Annotated in this window: 17 protein-coding genes and 1 pseudogene; 8 read left to right on the plus strand and 10 right to left on the minus strand. The window is 58.8% G+C overall.

Going from position 1 to position 21,481, the window contains the following annotated elements; translation table 11 throughout:
- Positions 1-92: 92 nt before the first annotated feature.
- The 3 genes from ABIE13_RS04165 (at position 93) to ABIE13_RS04175 (ending at position 3,468) form a co-directional block, all read left to right on the plus strand.
- A complete protein-coding gene (locus ABIE13_RS04165; RefSeq protein WP_354441422.1) occupies positions 93-1,064 on the plus strand; it encodes a C-terminal binding protein in 972 nt (323 codons plus the stop codon).
- A 32-nt stretch (positions 1,065-1,096) separates the two neighbouring features.
- Positions 1,097-2,290 (plus strand): fumarylacetoacetate hydrolase family protein, encoded by a 1,194-nt coding sequence (locus ABIE13_RS04170; RefSeq protein ID WP_354441423.1) that lies wholly within the window; start codon positions 1,097-1,099, stop codon positions 2,288-2,290.
- Between the two features lie 197 nt (positions 2,291-2,487).
- Complete coding sequence (locus ABIE13_RS04175; RefSeq protein ID WP_354441424.1) at positions 2,488-3,468, plus strand: tripartite tricarboxylate transporter substrate binding protein; 981 nt, start codon at positions 2,488-2,490, stop codon at positions 3,466-3,468.
- 105 nt (positions 3,469-3,573) lie between these two features.
- Here the strand turns inward: ABIE13_RS04175 and ABIE13_RS04180 are convergent.
- Positions 3,574-3,907 (minus strand): annotated as a pseudogene (locus ABIE13_RS04180) (SMR family transporter).
- Between the two features lie 158 nt (positions 3,908-4,065).
- Here ABIE13_RS04180 and ABIE13_RS04185 point away from each other — a divergent pair.
- Positions 4,066-6,174, plus strand: coding sequence for a midcut-by-XrtH protein (locus ABIE13_RS04185; protein WP_354441426.1), 2,109 nt, complete (start codon positions 4,066-4,068; stop codon positions 6,172-6,174).
- A 177-nt stretch (positions 6,175-6,351) separates the two neighbouring features.
- On the opposite strand, the gene rng is transcribed toward ABIE13_RS04185, so the two are convergent.
- From rng to ABIE13_RS04230, 9 genes are all read right to left on the minus strand, one after another.
- Positions 6,352-7,845, minus strand: a complete 1,494-nt coding sequence (gene rng / locus ABIE13_RS04190) for a ribonuclease G (protein WP_354441427.1) — start codon at positions 7,843-7,845, stop codon at positions 6,352-6,354.
- A 229-nt stretch (positions 7,846-8,074) separates the two neighbouring features.
- Positions 8,075-8,677 carry a Maf family protein gene (locus tag ABIE13_RS04195; protein ID WP_354441429.1) on the minus strand — a complete coding sequence of 201 codons (603 nt, stop codon included), beginning with the start codon at positions 8,675-8,677 and terminating at the stop codon, positions 8,075-8,077.
- A gap of 6 nt (positions 8,678-8,683) precedes the next feature.
- A complete protein-coding gene (gene rlmH, locus ABIE13_RS04200) occupies positions 8,684-9,154 on the minus strand; it encodes a 23S rRNA (pseudouridine(1915)-N(3))-methyltransferase RlmH (protein ID WP_354441431.1) in 471 nt (156 codons plus the stop codon).
- 18 nt (positions 9,155-9,172) lie between these two features.
- Positions 9,173-9,871: a ribosome silencing factor gene (gene rsfS / locus ABIE13_RS04205; RefSeq protein WP_354441433.1), complete on the minus strand. Its 699-nt coding sequence runs from the start codon at positions 9,869-9,871 to the stop codon at positions 9,173-9,175.
- Positions 9,871-10,488, minus strand: coding sequence for a nicotinate-nucleotide adenylyltransferase (nadD, locus tag ABIE13_RS04210; RefSeq protein WP_354441435.1), 618 nt, complete (start codon positions 10,486-10,488; stop codon positions 9,871-9,873). Before nadD ends, rsfS begins: the two co-directional genes overlap by 1 nt.
- The gene (gene hemF, locus ABIE13_RS04215) at positions 10,485-11,405 is read right to left on the minus strand and encodes an oxygen-dependent coproporphyrinogen oxidase (protein WP_354441436.1); all 921 of its coding nucleotides are present in this window, start codon (positions 11,403-11,405) and stop codon (positions 10,485-10,487) included. The genes nadD and hemF overlap by 4 nt, the downstream gene beginning before the upstream one ends.
- A gap of 299 nt (positions 11,406-11,704) precedes the next feature.
- Positions 11,705-12,997, minus strand: coding sequence for a phosphoribosylamine--glycine ligase (gene purD / locus ABIE13_RS04220; RefSeq protein WP_354441437.1), 1,293 nt, complete (start codon positions 12,995-12,997; stop codon positions 11,705-11,707).
- Between the two features lie 13 nt (positions 12,998-13,010).
- On the minus strand, positions 13,011-13,742 hold the full coding sequence (locus ABIE13_RS04225; protein ID WP_354441438.1) for a YebC/PmpR family DNA-binding transcriptional regulator: 732 nt from the start codon (positions 13,740-13,742) through the stop codon (positions 13,011-13,013).
- 41 nt (positions 13,743-13,783) lie between these two features.
- A complete protein-coding gene (locus ABIE13_RS04230; protein WP_354441439.1) occupies positions 13,784-14,833 on the minus strand; it encodes a helix-turn-helix domain-containing protein in 1,050 nt (349 codons plus the stop codon).
- 332 nt (positions 14,834-15,165) lie between these two features.
- On the opposite strand from ABIE13_RS04230, the gene ABIE13_RS04235 reads away from it, so the two are divergent.
- The 4 genes from ABIE13_RS04235 (at position 15,166) to upp (ending at position 21,245) form a co-directional block, all read left to right on the plus strand.
- Complete coding sequence (locus ABIE13_RS04235; protein WP_354441440.1) at positions 15,166-16,752, plus strand: hypothetical protein; 1,587 nt, start codon at positions 15,166-15,168, stop codon at positions 16,750-16,752.
- A 259-nt stretch (positions 16,753-17,011) separates the two neighbouring features.
- The gene (locus ABIE13_RS04240) at positions 17,012-18,766 is read left to right on the plus strand and encodes a hypothetical protein (protein WP_354441441.1); all 1,755 of its coding nucleotides are present in this window, start codon (positions 17,012-17,014) and stop codon (positions 18,764-18,766) included.
- A 248-nt stretch (positions 18,767-19,014) separates the two neighbouring features.
- Positions 19,015-20,529: a helicase HerA-like C-terminal domain-containing protein gene (locus tag ABIE13_RS04245; RefSeq protein WP_354441443.1), complete on the plus strand. Its 1,515-nt coding sequence runs from the start codon at positions 19,015-19,017 to the stop codon at positions 20,527-20,529.
- An 86-nt stretch (positions 20,530-20,615) separates the two neighbouring features.
- Positions 20,616-21,245, plus strand: coding sequence for a uracil phosphoribosyltransferase (upp, locus tag ABIE13_RS04250; RefSeq protein ID WP_354441445.1), 630 nt, complete (start codon positions 20,616-20,618; stop codon positions 21,243-21,245).
- Positions 21,246-21,481 lie beyond the last annotated feature (236 nt).

Raw genomic sequence — 21,481 nt, forward strand, 5'->3', positions numbered from 1 at the left:
ACCAAGAAGGAGACCACGATGATTTGTCCGACGGCCACTATGAAATCCGAACACCATTCGAAGTTCGCCAACTCCTACCGGAGTGACCCAGCGTGAGAGCACTCATTACCGATACGGAGATGGCTGATCCCGACATCGAACGGAAATTGCTGGAAGCAGCGGGTTTTGAAGTGACGGTTGGCCACTGCAAGACCGAGGCCGACGTTATCGCTTGCGCGCAGGGAATGGACGCACTGTTAGTCACCTACGCGCCTGTCACCGCTGCAGTCTTCGCTGCGTGCCCCAGCGTGCGCATGATCAGCCGCCACGGCATTGGCGTGGACAGCATCGACACCGATGCCGCCCTCGAACACGGCGTGTGGGTTTCCAACGTGCCGGACTATGGCTATGACGAGGTCCCAACGCACGCCATTTCTCTGCTGTTTTCGCTGCTGAGGCACATCACCTTCCACGATCGCCAGGTGCGAAGCGGCGTCTGGAATTTCGCGCAGACAGGGCGCATCGACCGTATTGCCGACATGACGTTGGGCATTGTGGGGTTAGGGCGCCTGGGTCGCTTCACGATGGAATTGTGCAGGCCGTTCTTCAAGCATGTGGCGGCTTTCGACCCATTTCTACCTGACGACAAATGGCCCGCAGGCGTTGAAAAGTGCTCGCTGGAAGAAGTGTTTCAGAAAGCCAATGCAATCAGCCTGCACCTGCCTTTGAATGCTGATACACGTCATATCGTGAACCAGCAACTTTTGTCCTGTATTCCCGAGCGTGGAGCCTACCTGGTCAACACGTCGAGGGGTGGACTGACCGATCTGGACGCCGTGCTTGCGGCATTGGACAGCGGACGGCTTCGCGGGGTGGGACTGGATGTGTTGCCGGTCGAGCCACCTGCACCCGATCACCCCATTCTTCACCATCCGCGCGCCATTGTGACGCCTCATGCCGCGTTTTACTCGACGGAATCAGTGCTGGATCTACGCCATAAATTTGCCGTCAATGTCGTGGCATGGAAGCGTGAAGGGGTGGCCCCCAATGCCGTCGTCCGGGGGCATGTCGCGGCGACAGCTTGAGCTTCGTTTTATCCGATTACAGAAAGAAATCGATGTCTGTTGTTTCCATCAAACCCGCGCTGAACGCAGCGCAGATTCTTCCCGAAGACGCAGCGGATGCCACGCTGATCGCTCGTGTATGGCTACCGCAAGCCAGAGGCCCGGCAGTTGCCGTGGTCCGCGGTCATGATGTGTACGACATCAGTGAGGTCTTCCCCACCGTACGCGATCTTTGCGAAACGCCTGACCCGGCAGCGAAAGCGGCTTCAGCAAAAGGACCTCGCATTGCATCGCTGCAGGAGATTCTCGACAACACCCCGACCGCAGACCGCGATGACACCAAGCCGTGGTTGCTCGCTCCGGTAGATTTGCAGGCGCTCAAGGCGGCAGGTGTCACCTTTGCGGCGTCCATGCTGGAACGCGTGATCGAAGAACGCGCGCGGGGCAACCCGGATGCTGCGGCCGCCATTCGGGTTGAGGTGGTCAGCCTGGTGGGCGATGATCTATCCCGGCTCAAACCTGGCTCACCCGAGGCCATGAAGCTCAAGGACGTTCTGATCAATCAGGGGGCCTGGAGTCAATACCTGGAAGTGGGAATTGGGCCAGATGCCGAGATCTTTACCAAGTCCCAGCCGATGTCCTCTGTGGGAGCAGGAATGGATGCCGGGCTGCACCCCATGTCGACCTGGAACAATCCCGAGCCGGAGGTCGCGCTGGCGGTCAGTTCCAGCGGCCGTATCGTTGGTGCGATGTTGGGCAACGATGTCAATTTGCGCGACGTGGAGGGGCGATCCGCCCTGCTGCTGGGCAAGGCCAAGGACAACAACGCGTCTTGCGCACTCGGGCCGTTTCTTCGTCTGTTCGATAGGAGCTTCGGGCTGGACGATGTGCGCGGCATGCACATAGAACTGATCATCGAGGGGGAAGACAAGTTTCGACTGGAGGGCGGTTCATCGCTTTCCAAGATCAGCCGTGATCCTGAGGACCTGGTGAAACAAGCCATCGGACCTCACCATCAATACCCGGATGGTCTGGTGCTGTTTCTAGGCACGATGTTTGCTCCCACGCAGGATCGCGATGCCCCAGGCCAGGGCTTCACCCACAAGGTCAATGATCGCGTCACCGTGTCTACGCCGAAGCTGGGGCGTCTGGTCAATCGCATGCTCACCTCGGATCAGTGCGCGCCGTGGACCTTCTCTGCCAGCCATTTATTTCGCAATCTAGCGGCACGCGGTTTGTTGCGCTGATCCGTAATAACACCATAGTCCAAAAATTCATTAACGTATACATTATTGTTCTTGCAATCGTATCCATTGAAAAAGCTGCAGTTTCAGCCTGAGTAGTCGAATACCAGTGAATGTTGGCAAAGCCCACAAGCTTGGTAGCACTCCTTCTCCACCGCAAGGGAAGGAGAACCCATGAATAACCACCAGGAGACAAAAACATGATCCCGCGCGTTTCTTCACGATTTCTTCGCCGCATCGGCCAGATCGGCATGTTGGCACTGGCCATCGGTCTGACCCCAGCCGTTCACGCCAACGCCTACCCGGACCGTCCCATTGAACTGGTCGTTCCGACTTCACCAGCGGGCGGTACAGACGTATTGGCGCGTTTGTTCGCGGACGCTGCTCGCAAGCAGTTGCCGCAATCCATGGTCATAGTCAACCGTCCCGGCGCCGCTGGCGCTATCGGCATGCGCAGCGTGGTGACAGCACCTCCGGACGGTTACAGAGTGGCCATGATCATCGCGGCGTGGGCCATTCTGCCGAGCCTGGGCGAAGCGAATTGGACGGCTAACGACTTCAAGTACGTCGCCCGCATCAACGAAGACCCTGCTGCCATCACCGTGCGCTCAGATGCACCGTGGAAAACTGTAGAAGAGTTTCTTGCGGATGCGAAGAAGCGTCCCGGCCAGATTTCCATCGGCAACGTGGGCGTGGGCTCGATTTATCACTTTGCTGCCGCTGCACTTGAGGACATGACCGGTTTGAAGTTCAGCCATATTCCCTTCCAGGGAGCCAATCCCGCCGTGACGGCACTGCTGGGCGGACACATCAATGCAGTGGCGGTCAGTCCCGCCGAAGTATCTGCACACGTGGCAAGTGGAAAGTTTCGCGTGTTGGCCGTGATGTCCGAGAAACGCGTGAAGGGCTTTGAGAACATCCCTACGCTGACGGAAAAGCAGATTCCTCTGGCGATCGGCACTTGGCGCGGCTTGACCGTGCCAAAGAACACCCCGGACGCGGTGGTGACCGTGCTGCGCGATGCCACACGCAAAGCCATGGCCGATCCGGAGTTTCAGGCCGGGCTGGACAAAGCGAATCTTGGTTTTGCCTACCTGGATGGCCCTGAGTTCCACACCTTTGCAGAAAAGAACTTTCAGTACTTCAAGCAACTTGCCGGCAAGATCGATCTGAAGCCTTGATGTCCAATGTGGAGGCTGGCACTTCACCCTGAGTTGAGCTGGCCACCCCACCCGCCTCTACTACCCTACGCGGTAGTTGGGCGGGTTGAAGCCGTTCATACCTTTTCAGTGCGCAGCACTTTTGGAAAAGAGATTGATGACCAGCACGCCGGAGACAATCAAGCCCATGCCGGCTATAGCGGCAACGTCAAGGCTTTGTTTGCGCACTAACCCAACCTAACAATGCCACGAGCACTATGCCCGCGCCTGCCCAGATCGCGTACGCGGTGCCGGTCGGTATGCTTTTGAGCGTCAAGGACAGAAAGTAAAACGCGGCCATATACCCGGCGGCCACCAAAACGCTTGGCCAGAGACGCGTAAACCCTTCGGACGACTTCATGGCCGTCGTGGCAACAACCTCAGCCACGATTGCAACGGACAGCGGAATATAGGGGGACATTTAGTTCTAGCGGTAAACCAGATCCACTATTCGGGCAGCTTCCCCCCGCGGTGACGAAAAAGCGAACTTTCCACCGACTCTCTTTTTCACAAGCGCGCGCCAAATTGTGATAATTTGCGTCAGCAACTGCACCCATCAACTCCTTGACGATGTGACTGATGACCGTTAAATCTATTAGCACCGGCAAGTTGGCGCTTCTCGCGCTCTGGCTTTCCACCACCGCATCGGCTCAAACGATAACCACCCGTCCGCTGGATGCCGCAGCTCCCGCTGTGACAGCCGTCCCCGTGGACAACCCGCTGGCACTTGCAGGCCTGTTTCTACTGCTTGCGTTCGCTGGATGGTGGTCCCTGCGGCGCAGCCATGTCGCGCAGCGTGTGGCGTCGCTCGTTCTAGTGGGCGCGCTCGCCGGTTTGGCAGGACATAGCTCGGGGCTGATGGCGCAAGTACTCAACGCGTTCACCGATTCTTCGGGAGAGACACTTTCCATTGGCGTCGTCCCCATCACAGCTGGGGGCTTCACGGGTTTTCAGCCGGCGGACTTCAGCAACGCCTCCGGCGTTGCGCTGAAGATTGAAGCGATCGATCCACCCAACCTGGCCGAGTGTTTTGCCACCAACCCAGCCAACACGTTGTTGCCCGCCGGAACACCCGTGCCGTCGCCGCATCCAGCGTGCACTGCGGGGGCCACGCTGGCCAGCAGCGCCGTCTGCCGCATCGATGTGGAAGCCATATGCCGTGCGCTTGCACCTGAACCAGTTGCCACGCTGACGGCTCTCAGCCCGAGTTCGGGCAGCACAGCCGGGGGAACCCTGGTCACGTTGACGGGCACCGGACTGTCTACGACCACTGGCGTCACCTTTGGCGGTATTGCGGCGACATTGGTGACCGTGATCAACCCGACGACCATTACTGCAATCACGCCTGCCCACCCTGCGGGTGTTGTAGATGTTGAGGTGCTCACAGCGAGCGGGCCAGTACAAGCCTTACAAAGCTATACGTTCCTGCCTGCGCTCACGTTAACTCAAGTCAGCCCGAATGTTGGAACCACATCGGGCGGCACCGTGGTCACTCTGACAGGAAGCGGCCTGACCGGTGCGACGGAGGTTACCTTTGGCGGCATACCTGCTTCGCAGTTCTTCGTGAGCAGCGCAACAACCATCTCTGCAGTGACTCCTGCGCACCTGGACGGCCTGGTCGACGTGACGGTGACTACGCCGGGCGGCACAGCGCAACTTTCTTCTGCCTATGCATTCCTGGGCGCCCCCACGGTGACTCAAACTCTCCCGAGTTCCGGACCCACATCGGGCGGCACCTCGGTCACTCTGACGGGAAACGGCCTGACCGGGGCCACGGAAGTTAGGTTTGGTGGAGTAGCTGCGTCCCAGTTCGTCGTGACCAGCGCCACCACTATCACTGCTGTGACTCCTGCACACCTAGCCGGCACGGTGGACGTGACGGTGACCGCGCCGGGCGGCATAGCACATGTTCCTTCTGCCTATACATTTCTGGCCGCCCCCACGTTGACTCAAATTCTTCCGAATTCTGGACCCACATCGGGCGGCACCTCGGTCACTCTGACGGGCTCTGGATTGGCTTCAGCCACCGGCATCACTTTTGGCGGCATAGCTGCCACTGTTTCAACGGTCACCGCGACCACCATCACTTTGATCACGCCTGCGCACGCGGCGGGTGTCGTAGACGTGGTGGTAACTACGCAGGGCGGGACGGCGTCAGCCGTCGAAAGCTTTAACTATCTTCCACCAGCCGTGGGGCAAATCAGAGAGGGCGGCGTGATTGCAGCACTAGGCGGCGGGCTGAATAACTTGATTGCAGCCAATCAAGATATCAGCGCTGGAGTGGCCTGGTTTAGCAGTCTGACGCCCATAGGACCCAGCGCACAAAGCGCAAGCAATGGCGCAGGCAACACCGCTGCCATCGTAGCAGCCCCTGGTGGCTCCATCCCCCAAGCTTCTGCCGCTGGATTGTGCAGCGCATTTGAGGTTGATTCCCTGGGGAACACGCCCTGTCAGCCTGGTAATTCCTGTTATAGCGACTGGTTTCTTCCAGCTAAGAACCAGTTGGCAGCGCTGTATGACAACAGGGCCGCTGTCGGCGGCTTCTCCAGCGACATGTATTGGTCATCCTCGGAGTCGCCGGTGAATCCCAATTATGCCGAAGTGAAGATTTTTTCTAGTGGCTTTATAGCTGACATCTTGAAGATGATGACAGTCAGGGCCAGGTGCGTTCGCCACTTCACACCTTGAAAATCGAGGCGGGGGCGCAGGAGCCTTCGCCTTGAGTGCTCGACCAATGACTTTTTGCTCACAAATTAATAGCAATCCAGAAGCTGGTCGGGGTAGCGATTTTTATACAGTCATTGCGGAATACTTGACGCATGTTGAATGGTGAAGTCTGCCGAAACCGCAATAGCCTTCACGCTCTCAAAGCAAGACAATATCGTACTGATCGGGCCCCATAGCCGACTCTGCTCTGAGCGAGATCGGCTTACCGATGAAGTCAGACAAGCCAGCCAGATGCTGGCTTTCTTCATCCAGTAACATATCCACCACGGCTGAGGCAGCCACCACGCGAAACTCCTTAGGATTGAACTGCCGCGCTTCACGCAGGATCTCGCGCAGGATATCGTAGGCCACGGTACGGGCCGTGCGGACCCGGCCAGCGCCCTGGCATTGCACGCAGGGTTCGCACAGCATCTGGGCCAGGGATTCGCGGGTACGCTTGCGCGTCATCTCCAACAGTCCCAGCGCAGAAAAACCGCCTGTCTGTGTTTTGACGCGGTCACGCGCCAGTTGCTTCTTGAACTCTGCAACCACTGCCTGCTGGTGCTCAGCCAGGGTCATGTCGATGAAGTCCACAATGACAATGCCGCCAAGGTTGCGCAGCCTCAGTTGTCGCGCAATGGCTTGCGCGGCTTCCAGGTTGGTCTTGAACACGGTGTCATCAAAATTGCGTGCACCTACGAATGCACCGGTGTTGACATCTATGGTGGTCAAGGCTTCGGTCTGATCTATGACCAGATAGCCACCTGATTTAAGGTCTACACGTCGGCCCAGCGCCTTGGCGATCTCGTCGTCCACGGAATACAGGTCAAAAATAGGCCGCTCACCTTTGTAGAGCGACAGCCGCTCCGCGGCGGCGGGCATAAATTCCTGGCCAAACGCGGCCAGTTGTTTGAATTGTTCTTGTGAATCCAGCCGGATGGATTGCGTCTCTTCGTTGACCAGATCTCGAAGCACGCGTTGCAGCAGACTGAGGTCTTCATGCAGCAGGCTGGTAGGTGGCAATTTCAATGATGCTTCCCGGATGCGCGTCCAGGTTTTGCGCAAGTACGCTATGTCCTCTGCAAGTTCGGAGTCCGTTGCGTCTTCTGCGTTGGTGCGCAGTATGTAGCCACCTCTGCTCTGCCCGGGGGCACTCTCCCCTGCCAGTGCCTGCACGCGGCTACGCAGTGCGTCCCGCTGACCGGCGGGGATTTTTTGCGAGATTCCAATGTGTTCGTCTTGAGGCAAGAACACCAGCATGCGGCCCGCAATACTGATCTGGGTGGATAAGCGAGCGCCTTTGGTGCCAATGGGGTCCTTGATGACCTGAACCATTAGGGTCTGGCCTTCGAAAACCTGTTTTTCAATCGGTTTGGGCGGCGTGCTGGCCGTGCGGTGGGCGGGCAAGCTCTCACCTGCCATAGGCCGCTGCCACACGTCAGCCACATGAAGAAAGGCCGCGCGCTCCAGGCCTATATCAATGAACGCGGATTGCATGCCAGGAAGCACCCGCGCCACCTTGCCCAAATACACATTGCCGACCAGGCCACGCTCCAGGGCACGCTCCACGTGCAATTCCTGAACCGCGCCATGTTCGACGATAGCCACACGCGTTTCTTGCGGTGACCAGTTGATGAGAATGTCTTGATGCATACTAGTGTGCTGTCCCATAAATACCAGCCAATTAAATCGCGCCTTCGCACCCATGGCGGCGTTGTAAATCCTCGCGATACCAGCCGGTATCACTGCGTTTTACGCCTTGCCCTGCGCACGAACGCATCGATTTCATTTTGGCAGGTATCTATGGGGCAGCACACACCATTCTCACCCCTATTTCGTCCGGCGTTCGGAACACCACACCAAACTTGTTTACCAGCTGCGGCTATGCAGGCAAACCAGCCGAGCGCAAGAGCTGCATGGTTTCATAGAGTGGCAAACCCATGATGCCTGTGTAGCTGCCGCTGATATGCTCTATGTACTCCGCCGCCCGCCCTTGCACGGCGTACGCGCCGGCTTTGCCCATGGGTTCCCCACTGGCGATGTAGCCCTGCAGTTGCGCTTGGGTCATGGCAGAAAAGCGCACGCGTGATTCACTCAGAGCCTGCTTTTCATGGCCTTCATTCCAAAGGCTGACGCAAGTCAGCACGCGGTGAGTGGTGCCGGACAGTTGCCCCAACATACGCGCAGCATCGACATCATCCGCGGGTTTTCCGTAGATGGTGCGCCCGAGGGCGACCGTGGTGTCCGAACACATCACAGGCGCAGGTGGCAACGCGCGAGCCTGGAGGCGCTTGACTGCCGCTTCAAGCTTGAGGGAGGTCACTCGCCGCACATAGGCGCGAGGAGATTCTCCGGGGAGTACGGCCTCCAGGCTCTCCGCATCCTCGTCGTCTCCAGGAAGCAAAAGCGCATGGCGAACACCCATCTGCTCCAGCAATTGGCGGCGACGCGGGCTCTGGGAAGCCAGGTAAATGAAATCAGGCATGCCCGATTATTCCCGGTGATAGGGATGCCCGGCATTGACCGACCATGCGCGGTATAGCTGCTCAATCAGCAGCACGCGCACCATGGCGTGAGGCAAGGTCAGATCAGACAGGCGAATGCGCTGGTGGGCCGCAGCGCGCAACGCAGGGTCAAGGCCATCCGGGCCGCCTATGATGAGTGCGACATCTCCGCCACCCAGTTGCCATTGCTTCAGTTGGTCTGCCAGCGCGGTGGTAGTCAAGGCAGTGCCCCGCTCATCCAGCACCACCATGCGGGTGCCACGCGGAATAGCAGCCTCTATGCGAGTGCGTTCAGCAGCATAGAGTTGCTCCACCGTCTTCCCACCCGCGCGAGGCTCAGTCTTGATAGCCTTGAGTTCAACACGGATTTCAGGCGGAAAGCGCTTGGCGTAGTCATCCCAGGCCTGCTGGGCCCATGCGGGTACCCGCTGACCCACCGCCACGATGATGATTTTCATGAGCCGACGCTCGGCTCTTTAGCCAGCTTTTCTGACCGAAGTGGCTTTCTTGGCAGGGGCTTTCTTGGCAGGAGCCTTCTTGGCCGCAGGCGCCGCCGCCTTGGCTGCTTTTTTGGCAGGTGCGTTCACCACCACTGCTTTGGCAGCGGTTTTGACCGCAGGTGCTTTGGCAGCGGGCGCTTTGGCTGCAGGCGACTTGCCAGCCGCCTTCTTGGCCGGCGCTTTGGCAGCGGCCGATTTAGCAGGCGCGGCCTTGGCTGCAGGGGATTTTGCGGCAGCTCTCTTGGCAGGGGCCGACTTGGCCTCTTGCGCAGGCTCTGCCGCTTTCCTGGCTGCTGCCTTGCCACCTGCGGCAGGACCTTTCAGCCGTACTGGTTTGTCACCCCAGATTTCTTCCAGGTTGTAGTACTGACGGATCGCTGGTTGCAGAACGTGAGCCACAGCAGCACCGCAGTCCACAATGATCCATTCACCGTTTTCTTCGCCCTCAATGCGGGGTTTAGGGAAACCCGCATCGCGCACCTTGTCTCGCACACTTGCCGCAATCGCCTTGGTTTGTCGGTTGGAGGTACCAGTGGCCACCAGCACACGCTCGAACAGCGGCGACAGATGCTCGGTGTTGAACACGCGAATATCTTGTGCTTTGACGTTTTCCAGACCGTCCACAATGGCACGCTGGAGTTTTTGGATATCTTTCTTTTGGGCAGTTTCGCTCATCAAGGGCTCGGAGGCAGCTGGTAAAGGTGATGTTCGGCAATATACCGCGCTACTGCTGGCGGTACCAGATGTTCGATAGGCAGGCCAGCCGCTACGCGGGCCCGGATTTCAGTCGAACTGACGACAATCGGTGGCAAGTTAATAGGCTGGTAGAAGCCCGGCGGCAGGTTGGAAATGTCGGCGGGCGGTGCATCCGATACGGGGCGTGCACGCGCCGCAATGCTCAAAATGGCCAGCCGCGCAATATCTGCGCTGTCCTTCCAAGTATGCAACGTTTCTGCCTGATCTGCGCCAATTATCAGTAAAAGCTGTGCATCTGGCGATTGCTGGCGCAATTCGCGCAGGGTGTCCACAGTGTAAGTGGGACCTGCGCGGTGCACCTCCCGGGTGTCTAGAACGACCCTGGGCACCCCCGCAAAGGCCAGTTCGGACATGGCCACACGCAACGGACCGTCGCTCAGCGCCCGGGCTTTGTGCCACGCGTGACCGGTGGGGAAAATATGCAATTCGTCCAGGCGCAGCTGCTCCACCGCAATGCGGGCCAGTGCCACATGCCCGTTGTGAGGGGGGTCAAATGCCCCGCCAAACATGCCAATGCGACGGCGCGGCGCACTCACAGCCAACTCCTGGGTGCGAGAAAGAACTCTGTCAACCTGGCCTCCGGTGATCCTGGCTCGGGCTCATGCTGGTAGGCCCACCGCACCAAAGGTGGCATGGAGAGCAAGATGGACTCCGTGCGCCCACCCGATTGCAAGCCAAAGTGCGTGCCTCGGTCCCACACCAGGTTGAATTCAACGTAGCGGCCACGGCGATACAACTGATGCTCACGTTCGCGCTCCCCCCAGGGCATGGACTGACGCCTCTCCACGATGGGAAGATAGGCCTTCAGGAATGAATCGCCCACGGAGCGGATCAGCGCAAAGCCGTTGTCGGCGCCGCCCTCAGCAAAATCGTCAAAAAATACGCCACCGATGCCGCGCGGTTCGCCGCGGTGCTTGTTGAAAAAATACTCATCGCACCACTGCTTGAAGCGAGGATATTTGTCTTCACCAAACGGCGCCAGGGCGTCATGGCATACCTGATGGAAGTGCACCGCATCTTCCTCGAAGCCATAGTAGGGCGTGAGGTCCATGCCCCCACCGAACCAGCACACCGGTTCTTGCCCCGGATGGCCGGCCGCAATCATGCGGACGTTCATATGCACCGTGGGCACATAGGGGTTGCGCGGATGAAACACCAAAGATACGCCCATGGCCTCAAACGGCGCGCCGGCAAGTTCCGGCCGGTGCTGAGTGGCCGAAGGCGGCAAGCGCGGGCCTTTGACATGCGAAAAACCGCACCCAGCCCGCTCAAACACCGCCCCACCCTCCAGAATCTGAGTAATTCCGTCGCCCTGCAACGGCTCCCCAGGCTCCTTAGACCAAGCGTCCGTCAGAAACCGCGCCTCGCCATCCACCGCCTCAAGGCTACTGGTAATGCGTTGCTGCAAACCAACAAGGTATTGCCGCACGCTATTGGAATCAATGGATGCCATGTCAGCTATTTATTGCAAGGAGGCATTCCGAGCCCCAAAAAAAGGCCGAATGAAGCCAAAAGCCCACAAGGCTACGCAGCCAGCCAATCGCACGCCACGGTGGAGCTGAATCCCTAGACCGCAGAGGGCACTCCATACGCGTGCACCCACTGACCTAACCAGCAGAGTTACCTCAACGCGCCGCCAGGCGCCAAAAGGCTGCGGAGCAAGCCATCCAAGTGCCACCGCGGAGCTGGCTCCGCCAGGCCGCTGGTGGCGTCCCCCCAGGGGGGAAGGCGCGAAGCGACTCAGGGGGGGGCTCATTTAATAGCGCGAAAACCAATGTCCCGGCGATACTGCATGCCGTCAAAATGAATGCCGCGTGAAACGTCATAGGCCCGGGACTGCGCCTGCTTGACCGAATCAGCCAAAGCGGTGACACACAACACCCGGCCACCTGAAGTGCGCACCTCTTCACCTTCTAGCACTGTGCCGGCGTGAAACACCACGGCGTCGTCCTCAGGCTTGGGCAGACCGGTGATAAGGTCGCCCTTTTTGGGGTTTAGCGGGTACCCGCCGGCAGCCATGACGACGCCCAATGCCGCGCGGCGGTCCCACTGGAGTTCCAGGGTGTCCAGCTTGCCCGACGTGGCGGCCATCATCACGTCCACGAGGTCAGACTTGAGCCTCATCATGATGGGCTGGGTTTCTGGATCGCCCATGCGGCAGTTGAATTCCAGCGTCTTGGGCTTGCCTTCTTCGTCGATCATGAGGCCGGCGTACAGGAAACCTGTGAAGCCTATGCCGTCCTTGTCCATCCCGCGAATGGTGGGCAAGATGATTTCGCGCATGGCGCGGGCATGTACCTGGGGCGTGACCACCGGCGCGGGCGAATATGCGCCCATGCCACCCGTATTCGGGCCTTCATCGTTGTCCTTCAGGCGTTTGTGATCCTGGCTGCTGGCCAGCGCTGTCACGTTCTTGCCGTCGCACATGACGATGAAGCTGGCTTCCTCGCCTTGCAGGAACTCTTCGATCACCACGCGGGGAACCGCTACGCCATCAGATCCGGCATTGTGAGAGACACCGAGTGTGTTGGACTCGAGCATGTCGGCTACTGCGGCGTGTGCTTGCTCCAGGGTCTGAGCCACTACCACGCCCTTGCCGGCGGCGAGGCCGTCCGCCTTCACCACAATGGGCGCGCCAATCTTGTCGATATAGGCATGGGCGGCAGCAGGATCAGTGAAAGTCTCAAAAAGCGCGGTGGGAATTCCGTGGCGCTTCATGAAGTCCTTGCTGAAGGCTTTGGAGCTTTCGAGCTGAGCGGCCGCGGCGGTGGGGCCAAATATGCGCAGGCCATGGGCACGGAAATCGTCCACGACGCCCGCGGCCAGCGGCCCCTCAGGGCCAACCACGGTCAGTGCGATTTTCTCGTTCAAAGCCCATTCGCGCAGCGCCACCAGATCGGTGATGGGAATGTTCTTGAGAGTGGGCGAAAGTGCAGTGCCACCGTTGCCTGGAGCAACAAAGACCTGCTGAACTTTCGGAGATTGCGAAAGCTTCCAAGCCAGGGCGTGCTCGCGGCCGCCTGAACCGATAACCAGAATTTTCAAGGGAGCGCCTTACTTACTCTTGCTCGTTGATCACGGCGTTGTGGAAAACATCCTGCACGTCGTCCAAATCTTCAATCACGTCGAGCAGCTTTTGCATTTTGGCTGCATCGTCTCCCGTGAGGTCGATGGTGTTTTCGGCGCGCATGGTGACTTCGGCAAGCTCAGGCTTCAAGCCTGCAGCTTCCAATGCATTCTTGACCGCTTCAAAGGCGGTGGGATCTGTGAGCACTTCAATAGCGCCTTCGTCATCGGTGATGACGTCATCAGCGCCCGCTTCGAGTGCGACTTCCATGATCTTGTCTTCACTGGTACCAGGTGCGAAAACCAGTTGGCCCACGTGTTTGAACTGGAAAGACACGGAGCCTTCCGTGCCCATGTTGCCGCCGTACTTGCTGAAAGCATGGCGAACTTCCGCCACCGTACGCACTCGGTTGTCGGTCATGGTGTCGACAATGATGGCCGCTCCGCCGATGCCGTAGCCTTCGTAGCGGATTTCCTCGTAGGTCACGCCTTCGAGGTTTCCGGTGGCTTTATCGATATTGCGCTTGACGGTGTCAGCCGGCATATTGGCCGCTTTGGCCTTTTCAATGGCCAGGCGCAGGCGGGGATTGGCGGTGGGATCGCCGCCTCCGGTGCGTGCAGCGACCATGATCTCCCGCACGACGCGGGTCCAGATGCGCTGGCGTTTCTCATCCTGCCTGCCTTTGCGGTGCTGGATGTTTGCCCATTTACTATGGCCGGCCAAAGGTATTCCCCTAGAAAATAATGAATGCGTAGATCGGGATTTTACGTTTCGGCTGGATAGAGGGGGAATGCAGGGTCACTGGAGAGGATCAACCGACCGTTTGCGGCATCACGCGGCGTCCCGCCAAACCGCTGTCTGAAGAGCTTGCCGAAGACCGATGGATCGGAAAATCCGCAGGCATTGGCTACCGCCCCGACATTGATGCCAGAGCCTGCCCGACTCAGCATTTCCCGGCTTTTCTGCAGTCGCATTTCACGCAGGGCCGCCTTGACACTGAGAGGCTCATCCTCAAACAGGCGATAGAGCTGAGTGCGAGAGCAATTGAGCGCCTGCGCGATGGTCTCGGCCGTCAATTCAGGGCTGTGCGCATGTTGGCGCATGTACTGATAGACCGCTCGCCGCTTGTCGTCCCTGGAAGTGATCCCGTCCTGGCCCACTCCAAAATGATCGGATAGCAAGCGCAGCGAGAGTTCTACCGCTGCCTGCAATGCAGTAGGAAGCGCCGAAGCCGACAGCGCCGCCCCATGCGTGGCAAATACCCGCATCTGAGCTGCCAGAAAGGGCGCCAGCGCGTTGCTGGACAAGCGCGACAGCACGCCCGAGAAGGCTGAGGGGTCCCGCCCCAACCGCTGCCGAACCATGCTGCGCGGCAAGCGCAGATAGCTTGTCACGGAATCGCTCCAGCGTGCCGCCATAGGGCGCCCGCAGTCGAACATGAAGAGATCACCAGCAGCCATGCGCGCTTGCGTGCCATCAGGCTCCTGGACATCGAAGCTGCCTTTGAGCATCAGGCAGATGGCGATGTGTTCATCAGAGAGTTGAGCCCTCAATCGCTGCGCTGTCATGCGCGTGGACACTGCCGAACTCTCGCAGAGCACGATCTGGCCGGAGTCGATATGCCCGCCTACGCTTACCTGCCCACGGATGTCAGCATCTCGGTCCATATGGGCCTCTACTGCCCGATAAGCGTGCGCCATCCAGTAATCGCGTCTGTGCCAGGGGGGAACGTCGTCCGTGCTGAAGGTCGTGATCAGTCCTAAACCCCCGCCGAGTGGAGGGAATTGAGGCTCTCGGTGACGAGTAGAGGGCATCGGCAACAACTGCGTTTGTTCAGTACAAAACCTTTTGATCGTCTGCACCCCGCTGCGACGAAACATCCAAAAGGCGAGACAAACCGACTACTGAGGCTTTAGTGCGCTGCATAAACTGAGTTCAGGTTTTTGCATCAAGGTACTGTGATTATGTGATTGTTTACGCAGACTTGTCGCTAAGTGTTTAGACGATTTGTGCCCCAAAAAAGTGCATCCACAGCCTCACGCTCGGCAGCTCAACCTCCATAGCAGTCGAAGCAGCAGCTTCCGCGATGCGCACATCAAGGGCTACGCCGCACTCTTTTTGTATTTATTGACTGAAGACCCATCCCATGGTTGTCCCCGCCCCTCAGCCCACGCCGGCTTACCGTCGGCGGCAATTTCTGGGTTCTGCCGTAGCGTTCTCGTGGGTGCCGGCCTCCGCTTTGCTCGCGGGTTGCGGCGGCCAGGGAGAAGATTCGACATCCGCTCCGCAAGAGCCTGTGCCCTACACGCCGCCGACCACCGGCCACACCTCCTATAACCGCAGCATCACCATCGAACTGACCAATGCGGTGCCAGGTGTCTCTTTGGAATTGGGCGACGCCCACGCCGAAAGTGGCTCGCCGCCCCAGGTCGAGCCTGCCGGGAGCGCAACTGCGATCGCGCCCTATGCAAAGCGCTCAGTCATCTCGCGCAACAACAACGGAAGCTGCACGGGCTCGTTCAATCTCAATGACGGTGGGCAAACACTTTTTGCGGTGAAGTACTCCCACCCGTATGGACCTGGGTCCACTACGGTCACAGTTCATCCTGCTGCTGGCTATCTGGCCGGTGCCAACGCGAAGACGTTTCCGGGGCATTACTCACAAGCCAGGATCAATCTCTACCGAGGCGTGAAGACCAGCAGCGGCGCCTGGGTGGTGCCGCTGGGTTTGCTGGAGGACCCCAGCCAGAACAACTCGCAGGACTTCGTCAACAGCCTGTATGAGCAAGGGGTGCGAGACGCTTCTGTGGTGCACGCTGCTTACGGCGACAGCGATGCCACCACCGGCCTTGCCCCCATAGCGGACTTCACGGGTGGCCAAGTGCCGCGCATGGCAGAGCTGTGGTTGTCCGATTGGATGTCTGCCCCCTCTGCAGAAAACAGCCCGCTGCCTTCAGATGACGCCAAGATTTTGCGTCTACTCAAGCAATACACCGCCACCGCTGCCAACAATGGCCCCCTCGTCCTGTGGATACCTCAGCTTCGGTACCGGCCAGGGACCGAACCGGCGGCCTACGAATTGCTGGATTACAGAGCCTTCCCCCTGATGCACAACGGCGACTGGGTGCGCGAGTCAGTGAGCGCGTTTCTGCTCATGCTGGCATCGGGCGCACACCTTGTTGCCATCTGCGCGCAACGCGATCTGCCTGCTGGCGTCACGCTTCAGGCGTTCGACAAAGTTTTAAACGACAGCGGACTGCCTGCGCGGGACCATCCCGGTAATTCGCACTACGCAGGTCTGGTCAATACAACCGGTCGGTATTACCTGCACTCCAATGCAGATTTCGCGGCCGAAGAATGCGGCCTGCTGCTGGCGTTGGTCACCGGCCGAACAGTCAACAGCACGCTGATTGGCCCTGGTGCCTACAACTGTTTCATACAGCTTGAAGGCTGGCAGGCCATCTCAAGCAGGCATAACGCTGATTTCTCGAGCCACGAGAAAACACTGTGGAACGTGTCCACCTTCGGCGCCAGCGTGCACAGCGAAAAGCGCGGAACGTCGGCATTCCTGGCACCAGCGGGCTGGACTCCACGGCCCTACCAGACGACCTGCATGATGCCCTATCTAGGCGCCTACGGCACCTCAGCTACCCGTGCGCAGAGTTGGTTGCGCGCCGACCTTATCTCAGTGCCCGCAGACGCACCCGCCTTGCCACTTCAGTTTATCGCTTGACCCCTTCAGACGCCCTCATCAACAAGAATTTTCAAGGAGCACGTATGACATCGGTTGATTCACGATTCGCAGCTTTTCACACTCATACAGAAAGAGCCGCTGTACTTGGTTCGCCCCACTCAGCAGGAAAAAAGGAATGATCATGATGCACCCGTCTCTGTACACCACGCGCCCCTGCTGGAAGATAGCGAGCATCGCGCTCGCATGCGCCTCGATGTTCAGCCTCCTCGCCTCCTGCGGGGGAAGCGAGGAGAGCGTTATGGCTGATGATGACGACCCAAGTGTTCTATCGGCAGGCCTGCCACCGCTGAGTTTGCCTTCAATTTCTGACAACGCACCCAATGCCAAATTAGGTCGTCTGGTTGTGGGCTCCTTCTCAACCACTGGCAAGGATGCACTCGCCAAAGTGAGCGAGCTTTTCGTACAGCAGGTGCCTTACACCGACACCAATGCGCTCCAGCCGGGTGACGTCCTCGTTTTGGATGGATCAAGCGTCACACCGGATGACCTGGCAGGATCTAACAAATTGGCAGCGCGTGCGCACGCCGCTCAGGTGCCCATACTTATTCTTGGTTTTGACGACGCACTGGAAGAAGCCGCCAACAAGCTGATACCTACAGTCAACGTCACGGGGTTCAGTAGCATGTCCTTGTTGCTGCCAGCACTTCCCGGTGAGGACGTCAGTGCGGCCTCCGTCTTGCTGACTTTGCCTCAGGAAGATAGGCAAGTCATCATGACCGAATCCATGCTCTCCAGCATCTCAAGCGAACTGCTGGCTTTCCATGCACGACGCGAATCCAATCCCAAGCTTGTGGCAAAGGCCGATCCCCCTCCTGGAAACAGCGACTGCACTTCCAATGATCCGACTCATTGCGAGTACGTGCAAAAACGCGTCTTGGGAAACAAGAAGGTCATTGACATCAATTCTGATTCGAGAAAAGCAAATTTCAACTGCCTGAGCCGTGACTGGACACCCTACGCTAGTGGCGGAGGTCGTCACTATGTTGGATACAGCAACCGAGCCCATAGCACTTACGTGCAAGCGCAATGCCCCTCGCAGCAATGGAATTTTGCTCCGGTTCTCTACCTGACCTACCGGGTAGACGACACGACCGGACTGCTCGCCGACCCAAGCCGCGTGGTTTACGTCGAGATGTCTGCCAGCCTTGATCCACGCACCGCCGACAAGAACGGCGATCAATACGCCTGGTACCAGACTCGCCACCAGTTTGACCTCAGGCCCGACGATTCCAAGCTGGTGGTGGGCGACGACTCCTCCGCCAGCCCTCCCAAACATGGCTTTTCCTGGTTGGCCAACGCCCCAACCACCCAAAACGGTTCCACCACGAAAACAGACGGCGTGACCTGGGGCCTCAACGTTTCGCTCGCGTTCACCGGTGGAACGCAAGGCGGAAAGGGATCCGCTTACGGAACGGGCACCCTGGGCGGAAGCGTCTCGGTCACGCACAGCACCACAAACACCATCCCCGATTGGAAAATCCTGGACAACACTGACTCTGTCAACGGCGTCTGGAGCTTCGACACCCAGCAGGCCATGCCGTATGCAGTAAACGGCGCAACCGGCGCCGATTGTGCTGCCATGGGCAATTTTCTTTTCCAATGGTCCGGCACCCATTGCAGCGCTTTACCGCAGCACGTGAGAACTGACACGATCAAGGACCTCTCCTACAACACGATGACCTTGAATGGGCTTTCCGCGTGGGATCTGGGATCAGATAACAACAAACTCAACTCGGTCAACCTGAAGTTCACCTCAACTTCCTGGTTTGACGCGGCCGGCTGCGCCCGCCTGACCAAACAAAGCAAGGGTGGCACTTTGGGAGTCGACCAGCTCGATCCCAAGTATGTGAAAAGCGCCAACTGCGCCAGCAACCAGTCCTTGCCGCCGGGTAAAGGCACCTGGTACGTACGCGCCGAACGCCAGACGGTCATACCTTTGACACTGCCTCTGACCAGCCTCGAGATTCCGAAGCCGACAAGCCCGCCCGCTTAGTGCAAAAATAGGAAGCAGGCGGCCAATATCGCAAAAAGAGATGACTGCGATGTTCATGCGAACAGCCTCCATTCTGGCGATCCAAGGGAGGCTGCTGGCTGTTTAAGAGCTCAGCGCTGAGAAATAAGCACGTGAACGCGTGCTTATGACGTGCTCATGTGAGATGCGATAGATATACTCGTTTCGCCACGAAACTGGCCGCCGTGTTCGTCACGGCGGCTTTTCATTGCTCCTCACATAAAGCCCCCATGTCCGCCCTACCCTTGCTGATCGCCCAACACGGCGAAATTGAGTGCGCCCTCCTGCCCGGCCTGGCCAACCGCCATGGCCTGATCACCGGTGCGACCGGTACGGGTAAGACCGTCACACTGCAGAAAATGGCCGAATCTTTCTCACAAATCGGCGTGCCAGTGTTCATGAGCGACGTGAAAGGCGATCTGTCCGGTATCAGCCAGAAAGGCCAGATAGGCGAAAAAATGGCGGGTATCCTGAAAGAACGGGGGCTGCCGCTGCCGGAATCAGCTTCGTGCCCCGTTACTTTCTGGGATGTCTTTGGGCAGCAAGGCCATCCAGTGCGCGCCACCATTTCGGACATGGGTCCGCTGCTGCTTGGCCGCATGCTCGATCTGAATGAAACCCAGTCCGGCGTGCTGAACCTCGTGTTCAAGATTGCAGACGACAACGGCATGTTGCTGCTGGACCTGAAAGATCTGAGGGCCATGCTGCAGTACGTGGGTGAGAACGCCAAGGAATTCACCACCCAGTACGGCAACATCAGCGCCGCCAGCGTCGGCGCCATTCAGCGCGGGCTGATGCAGATCGAAAGCCAGGGTGGAGATCAGTTCTTTGGTGAGCCCATGCTCAACATCCAGGACATGATGCAGACTTCGGGCGGCAAGGGCGTGATCAACGTCCTGGCCGCAGACAAGCTGCTCACGGCCCCGCGGCTGTATGCCACATTTTTGCTGTGGATGCTCTCCGAACTGTTCGAGCAATTGCCCGAGATTGGCGACCCCGAAAAACCCAAGATGGTTTTCTTCTTCGACGAAGCTCACCTGCTCTTCAATGACGCGCCCAAGGTACTTCTTGAGCGCATCGAACTGGTCGTTCGGCTGGTTCGCTCCAAGGGTGTCGGCGTCTATTTTGTCACGCAAAACCCTATCGACGTGCCTGACACTGTGCTGGCTCAATTGGGCAACCGGGTGCAACACGCATTGCGCGCATTCACGCCTCGCGATCAGAAAGCCGTCAAAGCGACCGCACAGACCATGCGCGGCAATCCCAAGCTGGATATAGAAACCGCCATCACCGAACTCGGCACCGGAGAGGCCCTCATCAGCTTCCTGGACGAAAAAGGCCGCCCCAGTGTGACCGAGCGCGTGTTCGTCATTCCACCGGCTAGCCAGATTGGGCCCATTACCGACGCCCAGCGCCAAAGCCTGATTTCCAGCTCATTGGTGGCAGGCGTCTACGAAAAGGCGGTGGATCGCGAGTCCGCCTACGAAACGCTTCAGGCACGAGCACAGGCCACCAAGGGCGAAGGCGCGAGTGCAGGCTCTGGCGGGGCGGCCAATGCGGCTGAATCGGGTGGCGCCATGGATATAGCCAAGGAAATCCTGTTTGGCAGCACGGGCCCCCGTGGCGGCAAACGCGATGGCCTGGTGCAGACTATGGCCAAGTCCGCAGTGCGCACCATGGGCACCAACGCAGGAAAGCAAATCCTCAGGGGAGTGTTGGGCAGCCTATTCGGCGGCAAGCGCTGAGGGCCAATACCCTTCGCACATCCACCCATGGAACCCGGTGTGCAGTCCCACCGGTTCCGAACTTTCAAGACAAACACGCAACTCCAATGCCTCAAGTCCATCACGTTACCCACCCGCTCGTGCAGCACAAGCTCACGCTGATGCGCATGAAAGATTCCAGCAGCAACAGCTTTCGTACGCTTTTGAATGAGTTGGCAGCCTTGATGGCGTATGAGGTTACGCGCGATATGCCGGTGGTCGACGTCGAGATTGAAACGCCGATGGAGACCATGATGAGTCCCATGATCGACGGCAAGAAGCTGACCTTCGCATCCATCTTGCGCGCTGGCAACGGCATGCTGGACGGCCTGCTCTCCGTGGTGCCTAACGCACGCGTCGGCCATGTGGGCCTGTACCGCGACCCTGACACCCTGCAGGCGGTGGAGTATTACTTCAAGATGCCCACCGGCATGGAAGGCCGGGACGTCATAGTGGTCGATCCCATGCTCGCCACTGGCAACTCAGCCGCAGCGGCCATCACCAAGATCAAGTCAGCGAAGCCGCGCTCCATCAAGTTCCTGTGCCTGCTTGCTGCCCCGGAGGGCATCAGCACCTTGCACGCGGCTCACCCTGAGGTACCGATTTTTACCGCGGCCATTGACCGTGGCCTGAATGACCATGGCTACATCGTGCCAGGTCTGGGCGACGCGGGCGACCGGATTTTTGGCACGAGGTAATGGCCCCCTGAGTCGCCTTCGGCGCCTTCCCCCAAGGGGGACGCACCCAGCGGCCTGGCAAAGCCAGCTCCGCGGGTGCACTTGTTTGGCCTGCTCCCCGGCCGTGGGGTCTGAGCGTGCATTCATCGCTATGGGGCGTTGAAAGGCGTGGGGGTCAAGCAGCTATGGTCTGACCCTTTTGGGGACGTCGATACCCAAAAACCGTCCGGATTCAGCCCCACAACCGTTCGGGCTGA

The sequence above is a fragment of the Ottowia thiooxydans genome (assembly GCF_040548795.1).
Classification (GTDB): Bacteria; Pseudomonadota; Gammaproteobacteria; order Burkholderiales; family Burkholderiaceae_C; genus Ottowia; species Ottowia thiooxydans_A.